Origin of the sequence: Ferrovum sp., assembly GCF_027317285.1 — a bacterium.
GTDB lineage: Bacteria > Pseudomonadota > Gammaproteobacteria > Burkholderiales > Ferrovaceae > Ferrovum.
Genome location: NZ_DAHVHV010000043.1, coordinates 1 through 18,551 on the forward strand (window position 1 = coordinate 1; position 18,551 = coordinate 18,551).

Sequence of the window (18,551 nt, forward strand, 5' to 3'; positions counted from 1 at the left end):
AATTGATCGTACTGGGCGGGTTGCTGTCCGACAATTATTCGGACACCATGGAAAAGACCCCGTGGCTGGCGGAAATTCCCTACCTTGGGGCGCTTTTTCGCTACGAATCCAAAGCCCGGATCAAGGACAACCTCATGCTGTTCCTGCGCCCCTACGTCATTCGTACGGCAGAACAGAGTGACGCCCTGACCAATGACCGGTATGGCTGGACGCAGGAAATGCGGGATGGAGAACCACGCAATGTCCGTATCCTTTCCAACGAATCCCTGACGCCCTTGACCCCGGCTCAGGGGTCCGGGGCGCCGTTTGTGGATCCGCGCCATGCCTCGCCGCTTTCCACGGCCACTCCTTTGCCGGGGGGCGATTCCCGTGTCGTCCCTGCCCCGGCGGGAGCCCCCTGAGCATGGCGGGACCTGCCGTACTGACCCCGCTGGCGGCCCGTTTGCTGCCCTTTGCCTTTGCCCGTGCGCAGGGCGTGTTGGCCGTGGCCCGGCAGGCGGGGGTCACCGAGGTCTGGGTTCATGAAGGAACTTGCCCGACAGGGGTGCTGGAGGTGGGCCGCCGGTATGGAGCGCTGGTTTGCCATACCCTGACGACTCCGGAATGGAAGGAGGCGCTGAGCGAGGCCTATCGGACGCAGCAGGGCGAGGCGGCCCAGGTGGTGGGCGAAGTGGAGGACGAGGCTGATCTGTCGCGCCTCATGCAGGACTTGCCCGAAGTGGAGGATCTGCTCGAAACGCAGGATGATGCGCCCATCATCCGGATGCTCAATGCCCTGTTGTCCCAGGCGGCCCGGGAAGGCGCCTCGGACATCCATATCGAAGCCGCGGAAAGGGAGTGCGTGGTGCGTTTTCGGGTGGATGGAACGCTGCGCGAGGTGGTACAACTCAAGCGGGCGCTGCACGCGGCGCTCATTTCCCGCCTCAAGATCATGGCCCAGTTGGACATTGCCGAAAAACGTCTGCCCCAGGACGGCCGGATCGCGCTCAAGGTGGCGGGACGGGCCGTGGATGTGCGGGTTTCGACGCTCCCTACGGGGTACGGGGAACGGGCGGTCCTGCGTCTCCTGGAAAAGGACCTGGGGCGACTGGATCTGGCGCGTCTCGGGATGGCCCCGGATACCCTGCGGTCCTTCGACCAACTGGTCCACCGTCCCCACGGCATCGTGCTGGTCACCGGACCCACCGGGAGCGGGAAAAGCACGACGCTCTATGCCGCCCTGCTGCGCCTCGATCGTCAGACCACCAACATCCTGACGGTGGAGGATCCCATCGAGTATCACATCGACGGGATCGGTCAGACGCCGATCAACCCGCGGATCGATCTGACCTTTGCGCGTGCCCTGCGTGCGTTGCTGCGCCAGGATCCCGATGTCATCATGATCGGTGAGATCCGCGACGCGGAAACCGCCCAGATCGCGGTGCAGGCCAGTTTGACGGGGCATCTGGTGCTGGCGACCCTGCACACCAATGATGCGGTCAGCGCCCTGACCCGTCTCGTCGACATGGGCGTGGAGCCCTACCTGTTGTCCAGTTCCCTGCTGGGGGTGCTGGCCCAGCGTCTGGTCCGGCGCTGCTGCACCGCCTGTGGCGGGAGCGGGTGCGAGGTCTGCGGGCAGAGTGGTTTCCGGGGACGCATGGGAATTTACGAACTGCTGGAAATCACCCCAGCCCTGCAAACGCTGATTCATCAGCAGCGCCCGGAATCCGAGGTGCGCCTCCAGGCGCTCGCTTCCGGCATGCGTACGTTACGGATGGATGGACAGCGCTGGGTGGAAGGGGGGCAGACCACGGCCGAGGAATTGTGGCGCGTGACCGGTGCCGACGATTCATGACCCACTACCGGTTTGAAGCGCTGGATGATTCGGGGCAAAGGGAGCAGGGCACGCTCGAGGCCGATTCGCCCCGCCAGGTCCGGACGATGTTGCGCAGTCGCGGGTTGAACCCGATTCGCGTGCGTGCGGAATCGACCGGGGTGGGCACGGGACTGGGGCACTGGATACAACGCCGTCTTTCTGGACGGGAGCGCGTATTGATCACGCGCCAGTTGGCGGTATTGCTGGGAGGGGGCGTCCCTCTGGATGAGGCGCTGGCCGGCGTGGCGGCCGAGGCCGAACGGGAAGGGGTGCGCCAGCGGCTTTTGAAGATTCGTGCCGAAGTGGTGGCGGGGAGTCCTCTGGCGCAGGCATTGGGGCAATTTCCCCGGGATTTCCCCAGCCTGTACCCGGCCCTGGTGGCGGCGGGAGAAAAAAGCGGACGTTTGGCCTGGGTGCTCGAACGTTTGGCCGATTATGCGGCTGCGCAGGATCATCTGAGCGGCAAGGTGCTGGGTGCTCTGGCCTATCCCATAGTCTTGATGGGGGTGGCCACGGCCATCGTTCTGTTTCTGATGAGTTCCGTGGTGCCGCAGGTGGTGGGGGTTTTTGCCAGCAATCATCAAACGCTGCCCACTTTGACGCGGGTTCTGATCTTCCTGTCGGACGGGATTCGTCAATGGGGTCTCTGGGGGTTGGCGGGCATGGGCATGCTGGCCTGGGGGGGGCTGCATCTATGGCGGAAACCCGCACTGCGCCTGCGTTGGGACCGGCACGTCCTGGGTTGGCCCCTGGTGGGGCGGTTGGGGTTGAGTTACGATACCGAGCGCCTGGCCAGTACCCTGGCGATTCTGGTGGGTGGGGGCGTGCCCTTGTTGTCCGCCTTGCAGGGCGCGGCTCAGGCTGTCCATAACCGTGCCCTGCGTCAGGCGCTTCTGGAAGCCCTGGAACGGGTTCGGGAAGGCAGTGGACTGGCCCGCGCCCTGGAGGCGAGCATGCTCTTTCCACGCACCCTGATGCAACTGATTCAGGCGGGAGAACGGACGGGGCGCCTGGATGACCTGTTGACCCAGGCTGCCCGTCATGAGGGGCAGCAATTGGAACGCCGCCTCATGTTGCTGACCACACTGCTGGAACCTGCACTGATTCTGCTCATGGGGGGGGTGGTGGGCCTGATCGTGCTGGCCATTCTGATGCCCATCATGGACTTGAACCAAATGGTTCAGTAACTGCCGTAGTTTCCTCGGTGAGTTTGTACTTGACCGGAACGGAAGATCTCGCTACCCTACAGGGTTTCGGTTTTGAGTAGACAGTCATGCAACTCAGTGGGGCAGAAATCACCATCCGGTGTCTGGAGGAAGAGGGCGTCGAGTATATTTTCGGATATCCCGGCGGAGCCGTCCTGTTTATCTACGATGCCTTGTTTCAGCAAGACAAGGTCAAGCATATCCTGGTGCGGCACGAGCAGGCGGCGCTTCATGCCGCCGATGCCTATGCCCGGGCCACGGGTCGTCCGGGGGTGGCGCTGGTCACCAGTGGCCCCGGAGTGACCAATGCCGTGACCGGTATTGCGACGGCGTACATGGATTCCATTCCGATGGTGGTCATTTCTGGCCAGGTGCCCACGGCAGCCATCGGTCTGGATGCCTTCCAGGAAGTGGATACGGTGGGGATTACCCGCCCTTGCGTGAAACATAACTTTCTGGTGAAGCGGGTCGAGGATCTGGCGGAAACCATGAAGAAAGCCTTTTATGTGGCGACCACGGGGCGTCCGGGGCCGGTATTGGTGGACATTCCCAAGGATGTTTCGCAACAGGTGACCGATTTTCTGTATCCGGCACAGATCGAGATGCGTTCCTACAACCCGGTGGTCAAGGGGCATCCCGGCTTGATTCGTCAGGCGGTCCAGATGTTGCTCGAGGCCCGTCGTCCCATGGTTTATGCGGGGGGCGGCGTGGTGCTGGGAGAAGCCAGTGAGTTGCTGACTCGCCTGGTGCGCGAATTGGGGGTTCCCTGTACCAATACGCTGATGGGGTTGGGGGCCTATCCGGCCACCGATCCGCAGTTCGTGGGCATGCTGGGCATGCACGGAACCTATGAGGCCAATCTGTCCATGCAACACTGCGATGTGCTGCTGGCCGTGGGAGCCCGCTTCGATGACCGGGTCATCGGAAATACGCGTCACTTCTTCGTGGAGGGGCGGCGCATCATTCACATCGACATCGATCCCTCTTCCATTTCCAAGCGGGTGCGGGTGGATGTTCCCATCGTGGGGGATGTGCGGGAAGTTCTGCAGGAGATGCTGAAGCTGGTGGCCGAGACCCCACAACGCCTCGACCCGGTTGCCCTGAAACAATGGTGGCATCAGATCGGGGAATGGCGTGCACGGGATTGCATGCATTATGAGCGCAGTGATACGCTCATCAAACCCCAGTTCGTGGTGGAAACCCTGTATCAGGTGACTGGAGGGGATGCCATCATTACTTCGGACGTGGGGCAACATCAGATGTGGGCGGCCCAGTACTACAAGTTTGACAAGCCGCGCCGTTGGCTCAATTCCGGAGGGTTGGGAACCATGGGTTTTGGCCTGCCTGCAGCCATGGGCGCCCAACTGGCCTTTCCGGACCAGGTGGTGGCCTGCATTACCGGAGAAGCCAGCATCCAGATGTGCATCCAGGAATTATCCACCTGCAAGCAGTACCATCTGCCGGTCAAGATCATCAACTTGAATAACCGCTACCTGGGTATGGTCCGTCAATGGCAACAAATCCTGCATGGCAACCGTTATTCCGAATCCTACATGGATGCCTTGCCGGACTTTGTGAAATTGGCTGAAAGTTACGGGCATGTGGGGATTCGTGTCGAGAACCCCGCCGACGTGGAAGGCGCTCTGCGCGAAGCCTTTGCCCTCAAGGACCGGGTGGTGTTTCTTGATTTCATGACCGATCCCACCGAAAATGTTTTCCCCATGGTCAAAGCCGGGCAGGGTCTCACCGAGATGCTGCTGGGTGCCGAAGACCTGTAACCGCTGAAAGGTTTCCCCATGCGCCATATCCTCTCACTTCTCCTGGAAAACGAAGCCGGTGCCCTGTCCCGGGTAGCCGGGCTGTTTTCCGCGCGCGGCTATAACATCGAGTCCCTGACGGTGGCTCCCACCGAAGATCCCACTCTTTCACGCATGACCATCGTGACCAATGGTTCGGCTGAAGTGATGGAACAAATAACCAAGCAACTCAACAAGTTGGTGGATGTGGTCAAGGTCTTTGACCTGAACGAGGGACGTCACCTCGAACGTGAACTCATGCTGGTCAAGATCCGGGCTGAAAACGGTGCGCGCGAAGAGATCAAGCGCACGGCCGATATCTTTCGCGGGCGCATCGTCGATGTGACCGACAAAACTTATACCATCGAACTGACGGGGCCCCGTGATAAACTGGACGCCTTTCTCGAAGCCCTCGATCCCCTCATGATTCTGGAAACCGTGCGTACCGGGGCTTCCGGGATCGGGCGTGGTGACTGGATCATGCGGGCTTGAATTTAACGATTTCATACAGGAGAATTTGCCATGAAGGTGTATTACGACAAGGATGCCGACCTTTCCCTGATCCAGAAGAGCAAGGTGACCATCATTGGTTATGGCTCCCAGGGACATGCCCATGCCAATAACCTCAAGGAGTCCGGAGTGGACGTGACCGTCGGGTTGCGCGCCGGCGGGGCCTCCTGGAAGAAGGCGGAAGCGGCGGGCCTGAAGGTCCGGGAAGTGGCGGAGGCGGTGGCTGGGGCAGACCTGGTCATGATCCTGCTGCCCGATGAAAGCCAGCCGGAAGTCTACCGCGACGCCATCGCCCCCAACCTGAAGGCGGGTGCTGCCCTGGCCTTTGCACACGGCTTCAACATCCATTTCGGCCAGATCCAGCCCCGTGCCGACGTGGACGTCATCATGATTGCGCCCAAGGGGCCCGGTCATCTGGTGCGTTCCACCTATACGCAGGGCGGGGGTGTGCCCAGTCTGATCGCGGTGCACCAGGATGCCAGCGGGCGTGCCCGTGATCTGGCTCTGTCCTATGCTGCTGCCAACGGGGGCGGTCGTGCCGGAGTGATTGAAACGTCTTTCCGGGAAGAAACGGAAACCGATCTTTTCGGTGAGCAGGCCGTGTTGTGTGGTGGGGCAACGGCGTTGGTCCAGGCCGGGTTCGAGACGCTGGTGGAAGCGGGTTATGCACCCGAAATGGCCTATTTCGAATGTCTGCATGAACTCAAGTTGATCGTTGACCTGATGTATGAAGGCGGGATTTCCAACATGCGGTATTCCATTTCGAATACCGCCGAGTACGGGGATCTGACCCGGGGACCGCGCATCATCACGGAGGATACCCGCGTCGAAATGAGACGGATTCTGAAGGAAATCCAGACTGGCCAGTTTGCCAAGGAATTCATTCTGGAAAATCGCGCCGGCGCTGCTTCCATGCACGCCATGCGTCGTCTCGGGGAAGAGCATCCCATCGAAAAAGTGGGCGCCCAACTGCGCGAGATGATGCCGTGGATTCGCAAGAACAAGTTGGTCGATCAAAGCAAGAACTGACTTGAATTCCAACTACCCGCATCCTTTGATTGCCCGCGAGGGGTGGCCGTACCTCGCGGGGATCGCCATGGTGTCCCTGTGTGTGGAATGGGGACTTGGTTTTTTGTGGGCCCTTCCTTTCTGGGTCCTGACCCTCTTCGTCCTGCAGTTTTTCCGTGATCCTCCCCGTCTGGTTCCGGTGGGGGAGCAGTTCATCCTGTCTCCGGCCGATGGGCGCATCGTGGCCATCATGCCGGTGCAGGACCCGTGGCTGCAACGTCCCGCCGTCAAGGTCAGCGTGTTCATGAACGTGTTCAATGTGCATTCCAACCGCAGCCCGGTCCATGGAAAGGTGCGCCACGTCGAGTACCACCCGGGCCTGTTCGTCAATGCCGATCTGGATAAGGCTTCCGAGGCCAATGAACGCAATGCCGTGATTCTGGATACGCCCCATGGGGCCTTGACCTGCGTGCAGGTGGCGGGTCTGATCGCCCGACGTATCCTGTGCTATGTGGTTCCCGGCAGCGAGGTGAGCGCCGGCGAGCGTTACGGGTTCATCCGGTTCGGCTCGCGCGTCGACCTCTACCTTCCGCCCGAGGTTCGCATCCGGGTCGCGCTGGGGGATGTGGTCAAGGCCACGACCACGGTCGTGGCGGAATGGCCGGAACCGGGGACCGAATCGTCATGAGCATGCCCAAGCCCGAGGAACCTGCCGGGGGAATGGGCCCCGGCGCGACTCACCAGCGTCGGGGAATTTACCTGCTCCCCAACCTGTTTACCACGGCTTCGCTGTTTTCCGGGTTTTTTGCCATCGTGCAGGGGATGAACGGGCATTTTGAATTGGCCGCCCAGGCCATCTTCATCGCCATGGTCCTGGATGGCCTGGATGGGCGAGTGGCTCGTCTCACCCATACCCAGAGTGCGTTCGGGGCGGAATACGACAGTCTTTCGGACATGGTGTCTTTCGGCGCTGCGCCTTCTCTGGTCATGTATGACTGGGCATTGCGCGGCATGGGCAAACTGGGCTGGCTGGCGGCCTTCGTCTATTGCGCCGGGGCTGCCCTGCGCCTGGCCCGTTTCAACACTCAACTGGGGGTGGCGGACAAACGCTGGTTCACCGGTCTCCCCAGTCCTTCGGCAGCAGCCCTGCTGGCTGGCATGGTATGGGTATTGCACTCGGACTACCAGCTGGAAGGGTCCCAGGTGGCCTGGGTGGCCTGGGTGATTACCTTGTTTGCCGGATTGTCCATGGTCTCCAACGTTCGTTTTTACAGTTTCAAGGATCTCAACCTGCGCCGCAGCGTCCCTTTCTGGGCGGCCTTGCTGATTCTGCTGCTGTTCGTCGTGCTGAGCCTGGATCAGTCCCGCGTCCTCTGGGGCTTTTTCCTGATCTACGCCGTTTCCGGCTATGTTCTGTGGGGGACCCGCCAATGGCAAAAACGTCATTCCCGGCGCGCAAACTCTGCCGAACCCCCGAAGGACATCCCGCCTTCATGAGACCGGACTGGCCGCTCCTCGGAAAACGGCTGGGGCAGTGGCTGCTGGGCATGCTCGTCACCCAGTACGTCTGGTCTGCCGGTGAGGCGGTCATTGCCACCTCTCACCCTTTGGCGGCGGAGGCGGGGGCCTGGGCATTGGAACGCGGAGGGGACGCCGTGGATGCGGCGGCAGCCATCCAGTTTGCCCTCGATGTGGTGGAGCCCCAATCCTCGGGAATCGGCGGAGGGGCGTTTTTTCTGGTGTACCGGGCGGCGACCCACCGGGTTTATGCGTTGGATGCCCGCGAGGTCGCGCCGCGCGCCGATACCCCGGACCAGTTTTCCCGACTGAATTATCTGGAGGCATCCACCAGTGGCATCGCGGTGGGCGTGCCCGGCACCCTGGCGGGAGTCGAAGCGCTGCGTCGACGCTGGGGCCACCTGACGCTTGCGCAGTCTTTGCAACCCGCCATTGACTACGCCCGGAAAGGCATCGTCATTACACCCTATCTGGCCCATTCTCTGCAGAGTTCCCGGGCCGCGCTGCAACCGGAAGCCCGTGCCCTGACCCGGGATGCCCAGGGGCAGGTCCGCTCCCTGGGACAACGCTGGGTCCAACCGGAACTGGCCCATTCCCTGAGCCTCATCGCACGTATGGGGCCCAAGGTGTTTTATGAGGGAGAGATCGCCCGTGCCATGGTGGTTGCCCAGCGTCGAACACGGGCGGGACCGGCGGGCCAGGGGCGTATGTCCCTGGAGGATCTGGCGCATTATCAGCCGGTTTGGCGAGCGCCCCTGGAAGGAGAATATCGGGGGTACCGGATCGTGACCATGCCGCCTCCTTCTTCGGGGGGGGTGGCTGTATTGCAGGCGCTGCAAACCCTGGCTCCCTTCCGGTTGGGAACGCTCCCGGGATTGGGGGCGGGAGATCCGGACGAAATACATCTGACCATCGAAGCCCTGCGTCTGGCCATGGCGGATCGGGCACGCTGGCTGGGAGATCCGGCAGCCACCCCGATTCCCCTCGGGCATTTGCTTTCACCGCCTTATCTGGCGCAGCAATCCCGGCGTCTGGAACGCAGGAAGCGGATGGAGGACGTGCTTCCTGGTACCTGGCCCGAGGGAACGAATACCACCCAGTTCACCGTGGTGGATCATGAGGGAAATGTGGTGAGCGTGACCAGTACCGTGGAGGCGCCCTGGGGCAGCGGGATTCTGGTACCGGGGTATGGATTTTTTCTGAACAGTGAACTGACGGACTTCAACCTGAAACCCCAGGCCGGGCCGGGAGATCCTGGCGCCAACGATGTGCGCCCGCAGCGCAGGCCCCGGAGCAGCATGGCTCCTACCCTGGTTTTCAAGGGCGATCAGTGGGTATCGGCCTATGGGTCTCCAGGCGGCGTCAGCATCATCAGCACCGTCCTCGAAATGACCCAGGATCTGCTGGATGATGCGCTGACCCCGGAAGCGGCCTTGAGTCTGCCACGTTATGCGGTCATGGATGCACAGGGCCATACGCTGGTGGAAAAATCCCTTGCCCCTGCCGTCCTCGATCAACTGCGTGCGCGCGGACATGAGGTGACGGTGAGCGAGATTCCTCTGGGTTCGGTGCAGTGGGTGGGTGAAAACCCGCAAACTCACGAGCGCCAGGGCGCTGCCGATCCGCGGCGGGATGGAACCGTGATCCGCCTGTTGCCCTGAGTACGGGAACAGGGGAGTGGTCAAGGGGGAAAGGTTTTCGTATAATGATCGGTTCAGGTCAATATTCTAAGGCAAGGTAACCATGGACAACCCGAACACCCCCCCCCTCGAACGTCGCCTGCAATTGGCATTGCCTCTGGCCGACGTACATGCGTTGACGGAACAGCGTCTCAAAAAATTGGCACGGACGGTGCGTATGCAAGGGTTTCGTCCTGGTAAGGTGCCTTATCGTCTGGTGGTTCAGCAGTATGGTGCGCAGGTTCAGGATGAAGTGCTGAACGAGATGGCGCAGGGTCACTTCGGCGCAACAGTCCGCTCCCAGGAATTGAGGGTGGCCGGACCCGCCCGGTTTGAGGCGACCGCCACGGAACAGGCCGATACCTTCGAATTCGCGGCGATTTTTGAGGTCTATCCCGAAGTGGTGCTGGGAGAATGGACCGGCTACACCATCGAGAAACCGATTGTGACGGTGAGCGAGGAGGATATCGAGCGTACTCTCGATGTCCTGCGCCGTCAACGGGTTCAGTATGAGGCTGTGGAACGGGCCGCCCAGAACGAGGATCGGGTACGGGTCGATTTCACCGGAACGCTGGAGGGTGTGGAATTTGCCGGTGGCAAGGGGCAGGACGTGTCACTGGTGCTGGGGAGTGGACGTTTTCTGGCCGACTTTGAACGGGCTTTGCTGGGGATGCGCGCTGGCGAGGAAAAAACCTTTCCCCTGGAATTTCCTGCCGATTACCCGGCCGCTGAACTGGCGGGTAAAACAGTTTCCTTTCTGGTCCGGGTGCGCGAAGTGGCGGCGCCCGTTCTCCCTGAGTTGGACGAGGATTTCCTGCGTTCCGTCGGGGTCACGGAAGGGGGCGTGGCGGAGTTGCGTCAGGAATTGCGTTTGAATCTGGAACGGGAAGTTCGTCAGAAGATTCGTACGCTGGTCAAGGAACAGGTCATGGAAATCCTGCTCCAGGTCGCACCCATTCCCGTACCCCAGGTGTTGGTGTACAACGAAATTCATCGCATGCGCCAGAATGCCCAGGAAGAAATGCAGGACCAGGCTCCGGGAAGACAGTTGCCCGACATGCCGGATACCCTGTTCGAGGCTTCTGCCCGGCGGCGGGTGACTTTGGGTCTGATCGTGGCCGAGTTGGTCAAACGGGCTGAAATTTCCGCCGGTGCGCAACAGGTTCAGGAACTCATCGAGGAAATGGCATCGGCCTATGAGCGCCCCGAGGAAGTGGTGCAATGGTACACCCAGAATCCGGCCCAGCGTCAGCAAGTGGAAAACCTGGCCCTGGAAGAAGCGGTTGTGCGTTGGGTGTGTGATCAGGTCGCGGTCAGGGACGTGGTGCGTTCCTTTGAAGACATGACTCGTTCAGTTCAGGCAGGTTGAGGAATTTTTTGGGCACCAGGGGGTCCTACTCCAGAATCCCGGGTAAAAATCCGTCATAACCAATCAAATGGGGGAATACATGGATATTCAAGGGCTGGGGTTGGTCCCCACCGTAGTGGAACAAAGCGGACGGGGCGAACGGGCCTTCGACATTTTCTCCCGCCTGATGAAGGAACGGGTGATTTTTCTGGTGGGTCCGGTGAACGATGGGGTGGCCAACATTGTCGTGGCTCAGTTGTTGTTTCTGGAGTCTGAAAACCCGGACAAGGACATTCATCTGTACATCAACTCCCCCGGCGGTTCGGTTTCTGCCGGGTTGGCCATTTATGACACGATGCAGTTCATCAAGTCCGATGTCAGTACCACCTGCATGGGCATTGCGGCCAGCATGGGCGCCTTTCTGCTGGCGGCCGGGGCTCCGGGGAAACGTTACGCGTTGCCCAATTCCCGGGTCATGATCCATCAACCCTCCGGGGGCGCGCAGGGGCAGGCTTCCGACATCGAAATCCAGGCCAAGGAAATCCTGTACCTCCGCCATCGCCTGAACGAGATTCTGGCCCATCACACCGGTAAACAGGTGACGGACTTGGAAAAGGACACGGATCGTGATAATTTCATGAACGCGCAGGAAGCACTGGACTACGGTTTGGTGGATCGGGTATTGAGCCGACGTGGGGAAATAGCGAGTTCTTGAACGAATTGATCGGAATTCGGAGACTGGGTAAAGAGAAATGAGCGACAAAAACGGCGGCGAAAAATTGCTTTATTGTTCCTTCTGCGGCAAGAGCCAGCATGAAGTGCGCAAGTTGATTGCAGGTCCTTCGGTATTCATTTGTGATGAATGTATCGAATTGTGCAATGACATCATTCGTGAGGAGATTCAGGATGCCGATGCGCGCCAGGTAAAGGCGGATTTGCCGACTCCCCAGGAAATCGCCGACATACTGGACCAATACGTGATTCACCAGCAACGGGCCAAGAAGATTCTGGCGGTGGCGGTGTACAACCACTACAAACGCTTGCGCCATCACGGCAAGGACAAGGACATCGAGTTATCCAAGAGCAACATCCTCCTGATTGGCCCGACGGGGTCCGGCAAGACCTTGCTGGCCCAGACCCTGGCGCGTCTGCTCAATGTTCCCTTCGTGATCGCGGATGCCACTACCCTGACGGAAGCAGGTTATGTGGGTGAGGACGTGGAAAACATCATCCAGAAACTGCTTCAGAAATGCGACTATGATGTGGAGAAGGCACAGCGGGGGATCGTGTACATCGATGAAATCGACAAGATTTCACGCAAGTCGGACAATCCCTCCATCACCCGCGACGTCTCCGGCGAAGGGGTACAACAGGCCCTGCTCAAACTGATCGAGGGAACCACGGCTTCCGTGCCTCCCCAGGGTGGACGCAAGCACCCCAACCAGGAGTTCGTGCAGGTGGATACCACCAACATCCTGTTTATCTGCGGGGGGGCCTTTGGCGGGCTCGACAAGGTCATTCGAAACCGTTCGGACCGGTCGGGCATCGGTTTTGGCGCAGAAGTGATGGGAAAGGACGACCGGGGATTGACCCAGGCATTGTCTGAAGTGGAACCGGAAGATCTGATCAAGTTTGGCCTGATTCCTGAATTCGTGGGTCGCCTGCCGGTGCTGGCAACCCTCGAGGAACTGGATGAGGAGGCTTTGATCCAGATTTTGACGGAACCGAAGAATGCGCTGACGCGTCAGTTTCAGAAATTGTTTTCCATGGAGAACGTGGAACTGGAATTTCGTCCCGGCGCACTTCAGGCCATTGCGCGCAAGGCCCTGCAACGCAAGACCGGAGCCCGGGGCCTGCGTTCCATCATCGAACACGCGCTGCTGGATACGATGTTTGAACTACCGACCCGTCAGAATGTCAGCAAGGTGGTGGTGGACGAAAACTGCATCCTGTCGGATGGTTCTCCCCTGCTGATTTATGCCGATACACAAAAGGTGGTGGGGGTTTAAGGCTGTCCCTCTTGAAACCTCTGAGGATTTCCCCCATCTGTTGTCAGGTTCAACTTTCAGAGGTTATCTCTTATGAGTACAGTCACTCAGGAATCCGTGCAATTACCTCTGCTTCCTCTGCGGGATGTGGTTGTTTTCCCTCATATGGTCATTCCCCTCTTCGTGGGTCGCCTCAAATCCATTCGCGCTCTGGAACTGGCCATGGAAGCGGGCAAGAATATCCTGCTGGTGGCACAGAAATCTGCCTCCAATGATGATCCCGGTGTGGATGAGTTGTATGACGTGGGGAGCATTGCCACGATCCTGCAATTGCTGAAATTGCCGGATGGCACGGTCAAGGTGCTGGTGGAAGGCGTCCAGCGGGTGACGGTGAGTGAGGTCACGGAACCCAATCAATCCCATTTTCTTGGGGTGGCGACGCCCATCCAGGAATCCTCCGGCGATCATCCGGAACTGGAAGCCCTGCGCCGTACCTTGCTGGGACAGTTCGAGCAATTCGTCAAACTGAACAAGAAGATTCCTCAGGAGGTGTTGAGTTCTTTTTCCAGTATCGAGGAGGCGGGACGTCTGGCCGACACGGTGGCCACCCATGTGCCTCTGAAACTGGAGCAAAAGCAGGAGATTCTGGCTCTTTTCGATATCCGCAAGCGTATCGAGCAATTGCTTTCCCTGCTGGAAAGCGAAATCGACATCCTGCAGGTGGAGAAGCGCATCCGGGGGCGCGTCAAACGCCAGATGGAGAAAAGCCAGCGCGAATACTATCTCAATGAACAGGTCAAGGCCATCCAGAAGGAGTTGGGAGACAACGAGGATGGTGCGGATATCGAGGATCTGGAAAAAAAGATCCGCGCGGCACACATGTCCAAGGAAGCCCAGTCCAAGGTCGAAGCAGAACTCAAGAAATTGCGTCTGATGTCGCCCATGTCGGCGGAGGCCACGGTGGTGCGTAACTACATCGATACTCTGGTGGCACTGCCCTGGAAAAAGAAAACCCGAGTCAGTTCGGATCTGGCCAACTGTGAAAAGGTACTGGACCAGGATCATTTCGGGTTGGATAAGGTCAAGGAAAGGATTGTCGAATACCTGGCCGTTCAGGCCCGGGTGGACAAGGTCAAGGCCCCGATCCTGTGCCTGGTGGGGCCGCCGGGCGTCGGAAAAACTTCCCTGGGGAAATCCATCGCCCGCGCCACCAACCGCAAGTTCGTGCGAATGGCATTGGGTGGCGTACGGGATGAAGCGGAGATTCGCGGACATCGTCGGACCTATATCGGCGCCATGCCGGGGAAAATTCTCCAGAGCCTGACCAAGGTGGCGGTGCGCAATCCCTTGTTTCTTCTGGATGAAGTGGACAAGATGGGGCAGGATTACCGGGGGGATCCTTCTTCGGCTTTGCTCGAGGTCCTGGACCCGGAGCAGAATCATACCTTTACCGATCACTATGTGGAGGTGGAGTACGACCTGTCCGACGTGATGTTCGTCGCGACGGCCAACACCCTGAATATTCCATCCCCCCTGCTGGACCGCATGGAGGTGATTCGGCTGTCGGGGTATACGGAAGACGAGAAGATCAATATCGCGCGTCAGTACCTTCTGCCCAAGCAGTTGAAAGCCAATGGGTTGAAGGAAGATGAAATTTCGGTGGCAGAGGGGGCGCTGCGTGACATCGTCCAATATTACACGCGGGAGGCGGGCGTACGCGCGCTTGACCGAGAAATTGCAAAGATCTGCCGGAAGGTGGTCAAGCATCTGCTTTTGTCGAAAAAAACCGGGAAGGTGGCAGTGACTTCGCGCAATCTGGAAAAATATCTGGGCGTTCGCCCCTACACCTTTGGGGTGGCGGAAAAAACCAACCAGGTGGGCCAGGTGACCGGTTTGGCCTGGACGGAAGTGGGCGGTGAATTGTTGACCATCGAGGCGGCCAGGGTGCCCGGAAAAGGCAAAATGACCACCACCGGGAAACTGGGGGAGGTCATGCAGGAATCCATCCAGGCCGCGCTCAGTGTGGTGCGCAGCCGCGCCACGCGCCTGGGTATTCCGCCCGATTTCTATGAAAAATCCGATATTCACATCCACTTGCCCGAAGGTGCGACGCCCAAGGACGGACCGAGTGCGGGGACGGCCATCACCACAGCCATGGTTTCCGTGCTGACAGGCATTCCGGTGCGGGCCGATGTGGCCATGACGGGGGAGATCACCCTGCGGGGCGAGGTATTGGCCATCGGTGGCCTCAAGGAAAAATTGCTGGCCGCCCATCGTGGGGGGATCCGGACCGTCCTGATCCCCCAGGAAAACTGCAAGGATCTGGTGGAAATCCCGGATAATATCAAGGGACGTCTGGAGTTGCATCCGGTGCGCTGGATCGACCAGGTTCTGGCCCTGGCCCTGGAACACGAACCGGTTCCCTTGCCGGAGGTGAGTCCAGGAGAGTCGCTTACCCCCGTTCCTGCCGCAGCGACCCCCCTGAAGCCCCATGGAGAAGCCGCGGTCACGCCTGCGGGCATCACGCATTAATTTGTAACAACTTGCCGAAAAATGGTTGACAGAGGGCGCGTTGCCCCTTATAAAGGGCGATGCGTCCTGAGGAGAAACATCCCGTGCAGGATGAAGAGGTCTGTTGTTGTTCCTAACTAACAATAAGGGGTATTCCAGGTGAACAAAAGTGAACTGATCGAACAGATGGCTGAGGCGGCAGATATTTCTAAAGCGGCTGCGGGACGGGCTCTGGAGGGAGCGATCAGCGCCATTCAGTCGACGCTCAAGAAGGGCGGACAGGTTTCTCTGGTCGGGTTTGGGACGTTTCACGTGGGGAAACGGGCAGCGCGTACCGGACGTAACCCCAGTACAGGGGAGACCATCCAGATCGAAGCGGCAAAAGTTCCAAAATTCAGGGCTGGAAAAGTTCTCAAGGATAGTGTAAACTAGCGGTCTTTGGGTGCTTAGCTCAGTTGGTAGAGCGTCGCCCTTACAAGGCGAATGTCGGGGGTTCGAGCCCCTCAGCACCCACCAGGTACCGGGTCTCATTCGCCGGTCAAAAGTTGAAAGGAGTGGTAGTTCAGTTGGTTAGAATACCGGCCTGTCACGCCGGGGGTCGCGGGTTCGAGTCCCGTCCACTCCGCCAAGCAACAAAAAAAACCGCTGAGAAATCAGCGGTTTTTTTCCGTCCTCCCCTCCAACAATAAGTTACCGAAATTTCATGAGCCAAAACTTCTCGAATGCCACCTTGCCCAGGTGCAAAGCGCGGTTCGGCTGAAGCAGGTTTATTTGTGGTGTGGGTTCGGCGTAGAAATTGCCGCTTCCAAAACCTGCTTTGCCATCCCCCACCTCCAGAAAACACTCACCATGACCATCGAAGTACTTCAGTTCGCCTTTTCCCGTAATGGCGTGGATAAGATTGGACGCGACCACCTCAGCTTCCCTGTGGGCAAAAACCCCGGCCTTGGGTAGGGGCTTGCCCACGGGGAGCATGATTCCCGTGATATCCCCCAGGGCATAGACGCCCGGGAAGTGAGTCTCCAGCGTATGGTGATTTACCGTGATCCATCCGGACTCTCCGATGAGTCCCGCCTCTCTTGCCACTTTCGGTGCCCGATGCGGTGGCACGAAGGCCAGAAAGTCATATTTGGCGGTGGTTCCGTTGGCGAAATGGATGGACCGTGCATTGGCATCCACGTGCGTGACGGCATGCCCAGGGTGATAGTTTATCCCCTTGTCCTCCACCATCTGACGCACCTGCTGGGAAATTTCCTGCCCCGTTACCGGCATGGGTCCCGGTTCCGGGGTATACACATCGATGACAATGTCGCCCCGAAGTTTGCGCTTGCGGTAGTCATACTCCAGAAGCATGGCTGCTTCATAAGGGGCTGCGGGACATTTGAATGGCACGGCACTGACCAGGATCACCATTCGACCTTGGCGAAACTCGAGCCGCGCATCACGTAACCTTTCCGCACCTTCCAGGGTGTAGAGGTTATGTCCGCCTTCGCTGAGCCCGGGAATGACCTCTGGAGCAAGTTCAGCGCCAAGTGCAAGCACCAGATAATCGCCAGTGAGCATTTGTCCGTTGACTTCTATTTCACGCCGCACGGGATCGATGCGCGTAACCTCCCCCCGGATGTACTCCACGCCTTGCCGTTCAAACTGGGCGAAGGATCTGCATATCCTGTCGCGGGTCCGCAACCCGGTCATCAACCAGAGGAAAGACGGCGCGAAGGCATACCGCTCCTCCCGCTCGATCAGCACCACCCGGTGTTCGCGGGACAACCCTTTGCGCAGATTACTTGCGACCACGATGCCGCCAATCCCCCCGCCGAGTATCAGAATGGTTTTGCCTTGTTTCATTGTCATCTCCTTTGCCTGGGTTTCATCAGACAGCATGCATGGGGCCAATACCCGGGAACCTTCAGAAAACCACTCTTGCCCGTTTCAGAACACCAGAACCTTGTCGGCCCACGCGGTCCATTCGGCCAATTCCGCCAGTGTGCTGCGGTGAGCGCCGTCCAGGATATCGCTATCGCCCATGCCGCGTGCATCCATGCAAGTGCCGCAGACGCCGACCTCTCCACCATGGCGGATTACGCCACCCAGCATGACTTCGGTATTGTAGAAACCCTGTGGTACTTTCTGGTTTCGATGGGCGGTCGAGGCGGCATCCCCGATCAAAAAAACTCTCACCGAACTGCCCTCCTGCTTGGAGAGATGTCCCGCCAGGCGCAGGCCATTGTAGGTGCGTTCGCTGCCGTAGGGCGGGTCATTGAGAATAAACAATGTGTTCATGGCAACCTCCTTGAATTGATTACAATCTAATAACTGGTAGAATGATTAAATACGTTCTGGTGGTAAATGTCAATATGTTTTATGGTTTATAATGCACGTTCTATAAATAAATAGATTAATCGAATGGACGATGCCAGAAACATCAAGGATCTGCTGTACGAGCAGGTGGCACGGATAGGAAAGGTGTTCTCCAGTCCCAAGCGGCTGGAGTTGGTCGAGTTGCTTTGTCAGGGGGAAAAGACGGTGGAGATCCTGGCGCGAGAAACTTCCATCAGTATGAAACTGGCCAGCGCACACTTGCGCGCGTTGCGAGAGTCGCATCTGGTGGAGACGACACGGCAAGGAAAAAATATCTGCTACCGGCTTGCTGACAAATCGGTGGCGGATTTATGGGTGCGAATCCATACCCTGGCAGAAGACCGTCTGACCGAATTGCAACGGGAACTGCAAAAGATTGCCGTGCAGCCGGATGATCTGGTGCCCAGTGACCGTGACAGTCTGTTGAAAGCCGCCCGTAAAGGAGAAGTGGTCGTGCTTGATGTGAGGCCCACGGAAGAATATCTGACTGCCCACATCCCCTTTGCAAGGTCGATTCCTTTGGGGGAACTGCGCCAACGGCTGGATGAATTGCCCAGGGATCGTTCTATCGTCGCCTACTGCCGTGGCCCTTACTGTCTGATGGCGAGGGACGCGGTCGAACTGCTGAGACGAGAAGGATATTCAGCCAGACAGTTGCGCGATGGCGTTGCCGAATGGGGATTCACGAGGTTGTTCCCCTGCGCTTGAAAACCGATGCCAAACCCAGAAGCCCCACCCCGATGAGCAACAGGGAAGCGGGTTCGGGCACGGG

At 59.0% G+C, this 18,551-nt stretch carries 18 protein-coding genes and 2 tRNA genes; 17 read left to right on the top strand and 3 right to left on the bottom strand.

All coding sequences use genetic code 11. The features are described from left to right. The 16 genes from M6F29_RS09055 to M6F29_RS09130 form a co-directional block, all read left to right on the top strand. Positions 1-401: secretin GspD/PilQ domain-containing protein (locus tag M6F29_RS09055; protein WP_524537726.1), on the top strand; the 401-nt coding region annotated here is incomplete at its 5' end. Positions 402-403: 2 nt separating this feature from the next. Next, the gene (locus tag M6F29_RS09060) at positions 404-1,834 is read left to right on the top strand and encodes a GspE/PulE family protein (RefSeq protein WP_298158847.1); all 1,431 of its coding nucleotides are present in this window, start codon (positions 404-406) and stop codon (positions 1,832-1,834) included. Further along, on the top strand, positions 1,831-3,042 hold the full coding sequence (gene gspF / locus M6F29_RS09065) for a type II secretion system inner membrane protein GspF (RefSeq protein WP_298158849.1): 1,212 nt from the start codon (positions 1,831-1,833) through the stop codon (positions 3,040-3,042). Before M6F29_RS09060 ends, gspF begins: the two co-directional genes overlap by 4 nt. A gap of 86 nt (positions 3,043-3,128) precedes the next feature. After that, positions 3,129-4,838 (top strand): acetolactate synthase 3 catalytic subunit, encoded by a 1,710-nt coding sequence (locus M6F29_RS09070; protein WP_297477085.1) that lies wholly within the window; start codon positions 3,129-3,131, stop codon positions 4,836-4,838. 18 nt (positions 4,839-4,856) lie between these two features. Continuing rightward, positions 4,857-5,348 (top strand): acetolactate synthase small subunit, encoded by a 492-nt coding sequence (gene ilvN / locus M6F29_RS09075; protein ID WP_297477083.1) that lies wholly within the window; start codon positions 4,857-4,859, stop codon positions 5,346-5,348. Between the two features lie 30 nt (positions 5,349-5,378). After that, on the top strand, positions 5,379-6,395 hold the full coding sequence (ilvC, locus tag M6F29_RS09080; RefSeq protein WP_297455334.1) for a ketol-acid reductoisomerase: 1,017 nt from the start codon (positions 5,379-5,381) through the stop codon (positions 6,393-6,395). Position 6,396: 1 nt separating this feature from the next. After that, positions 6,397-7,062: a phosphatidylserine decarboxylase gene (locus tag M6F29_RS09085; protein ID WP_298158853.1), complete on the top strand. Its 666-nt coding sequence runs from the start codon at positions 6,397-6,399 to the stop codon at positions 7,060-7,062. Beyond that, on the top strand, positions 7,059-7,871 hold the full coding sequence (gene pssA / locus M6F29_RS09090; RefSeq protein ID WP_298158856.1) for a CDP-diacylglycerol--serine O-phosphatidyltransferase: 813 nt from the start codon (positions 7,059-7,061) through the stop codon (positions 7,869-7,871). The genes M6F29_RS09085 and pssA overlap by 4 nt, the downstream gene beginning before the upstream one ends. Then, a complete protein-coding gene (gene ggt, locus M6F29_RS09095) occupies positions 7,805-9,553 on the top strand; it encodes a gamma-glutamyltransferase (protein WP_298158859.1) in 1,749 nt (582 codons plus the stop codon). Before pssA ends, ggt begins: the two co-directional genes overlap by 67 nt. Before the next feature lie 82 nt (positions 9,554-9,635). Next, on the top strand, positions 9,636-10,940 hold the full coding sequence (tig, locus tag M6F29_RS09100; protein WP_298158862.1) for a trigger factor: 1,305 nt from the start codon (positions 9,636-9,638) through the stop codon (positions 10,938-10,940). 79 nt (positions 10,941-11,019) lie between these two features. Further along, the gene (gene clpP / locus M6F29_RS09105) at positions 11,020-11,634 is read left to right on the top strand and encodes an ATP-dependent Clp endopeptidase proteolytic subunit ClpP (protein WP_297454182.1); all 615 of its coding nucleotides are present in this window, start codon (positions 11,020-11,022) and stop codon (positions 11,632-11,634) included. Between the two features lie 37 nt (positions 11,635-11,671). Further along, positions 11,672-12,928 carry an ATP-dependent Clp protease ATP-binding subunit ClpX gene (gene clpX / locus M6F29_RS09110; RefSeq protein ID WP_297454184.1) on the top strand — a complete coding sequence of 419 codons (1,257 nt, stop codon included), beginning with the start codon at positions 11,672-11,674 and terminating at the stop codon, positions 12,926-12,928. 72 nt (positions 12,929-13,000) lie between these two features. Continuing rightward, entirely contained in the window at positions 13,001-15,439 is a 2,439-nt protein-coding gene (gene lon / locus M6F29_RS09115) for an endopeptidase La (RefSeq protein ID WP_298158866.1), read from the top strand. Positions 15,440-15,577: 138 nt separating this feature from the next. Then, positions 15,578-15,850, top strand: a complete 273-nt coding sequence (locus M6F29_RS09120) for an HU family DNA-binding protein (protein ID WP_062187982.1) — start codon at positions 15,578-15,580, stop codon at positions 15,848-15,850. Between the two features lie 8 nt (positions 15,851-15,858). Next, positions 15,859-15,934, top strand: a tRNA-Val gene (locus M6F29_RS09125). A gap of 35 nt (positions 15,935-15,969) precedes the next feature. Beyond that, a tRNA-Asp gene (locus tag M6F29_RS09130) sits at positions 15,970-16,046 on the top strand. A gap of 62 nt (positions 16,047-16,108) precedes the next feature. Here M6F29_RS09130 and M6F29_RS09135 read toward each other — a convergent pair. After that, complete coding sequence (locus M6F29_RS09135) at positions 16,109-17,266, bottom strand: NAD(P)/FAD-dependent oxidoreductase (protein WP_298158869.1); 1,158 nt, start codon at positions 17,264-17,266, stop codon at positions 16,109-16,111. A gap of 84 nt (positions 17,267-17,350) precedes the next feature. After that, on the bottom strand, positions 17,351-17,701 hold the full coding sequence (locus M6F29_RS09140; protein ID WP_298158872.1) for a DsrE/DsrF/TusD sulfur relay family protein: 351 nt from the start codon (positions 17,699-17,701) through the stop codon (positions 17,351-17,353). 123 nt (positions 17,702-17,824) lie between these two features. Between M6F29_RS09140 and M6F29_RS09145 the strand changes: the two genes are divergently transcribed. Beyond that, a complete protein-coding gene (locus M6F29_RS09145; RefSeq protein ID WP_298158875.1) occupies positions 17,825-18,487 on the top strand; it encodes an ArsR/SmtB family transcription factor in 663 nt (220 codons plus the stop codon). Here the strand turns inward: M6F29_RS09145 and M6F29_RS12355 are convergent. Continuing rightward, the gene (locus M6F29_RS12355) at positions 18,462-18,548 is read right to left on the bottom strand and encodes a PEP-CTERM sorting domain-containing protein (protein ID WP_366525985.1); all 87 of its coding nucleotides are present in this window, start codon (positions 18,546-18,548) and stop codon (positions 18,462-18,464) included. The genes M6F29_RS09145 and M6F29_RS12355 overlap by 26 nt on opposite strands. Between the last annotated feature and the right edge of the window lie 3 nt (positions 18,549-18,551).

Coding starts and splice junctions, on each gene's coding strand:
- M6F29_RS09060 (WP_298158847.1), top strand. CDS start 404: ATGGCGGGACCTGCCGTACTGACCCCGCTGGCGGCCCGTTTGCTGCCC.
- gspF (WP_298158849.1), top strand. CDS start 1,831: ATGACCCACTACCGGTTTGAAGCGCTGGATGATTCGGGGCAAAGGGAG.
- M6F29_RS09070 (WP_297477085.1), top strand. CDS start 3,129: ATGCAACTCAGTGGGGCAGAAATCACCATCCGGTGTCTGGAGGAAGAG.
- ilvN (WP_297477083.1), top strand. CDS start 4,857: ATGCGCCATATCCTCTCACTTCTCCTGGAAAACGAAGCCGGTGCCCTG.
- ilvC (WP_297455334.1), top strand. CDS start 5,379: ATGAAGGTGTATTACGACAAGGATGCCGACCTTTCCCTGATCCAGAAG.
- pssA (WP_298158856.1), top strand. CDS start 7,059: ATGAGCATGCCCAAGCCCGAGGAACCTGCCGGGGGAATGGGCCCCGGC.
- ggt (WP_298158859.1), top strand. CDS start 7,805: ATGGCAAAAACGTCATTCCCGGCGCGCAAACTCTGCCGAACCCCCGAA.
- tig (WP_298158862.1), top strand. CDS start 9,636: ATGGACAACCCGAACACCCCCCCCCTCGAACGTCGCCTGCAATTGGCA.
- clpP (WP_297454182.1), top strand. CDS start 11,020: ATGGATATTCAAGGGCTGGGGTTGGTCCCCACCGTAGTGGAACAAAGC.
- clpX (WP_297454184.1), top strand. CDS start 11,672: ATGAGCGACAAAAACGGCGGCGAAAAATTGCTTTATTGTTCCTTCTGC.
- lon (WP_298158866.1), top strand. CDS start 13,001: ATGAGTACAGTCACTCAGGAATCCGTGCAATTACCTCTGCTTCCTCTG.
- M6F29_RS09135 (WP_298158869.1), bottom strand. CDS start 17,266: ATGAAACAAGGCAAAACCATTCTGATACTCGGCGGGGGGATTGGCGGC.
- M6F29_RS09140 (WP_298158872.1), bottom strand. CDS start 17,701: ATGAACACATTGTTTATTCTCAATGACCCGCCCTACGGCAGCGAACGC.
- M6F29_RS09145 (WP_298158875.1), top strand. CDS start 17,825: ATGGACGATGCCAGAAACATCAAGGATCTGCTGTACGAGCAGGTGGCA.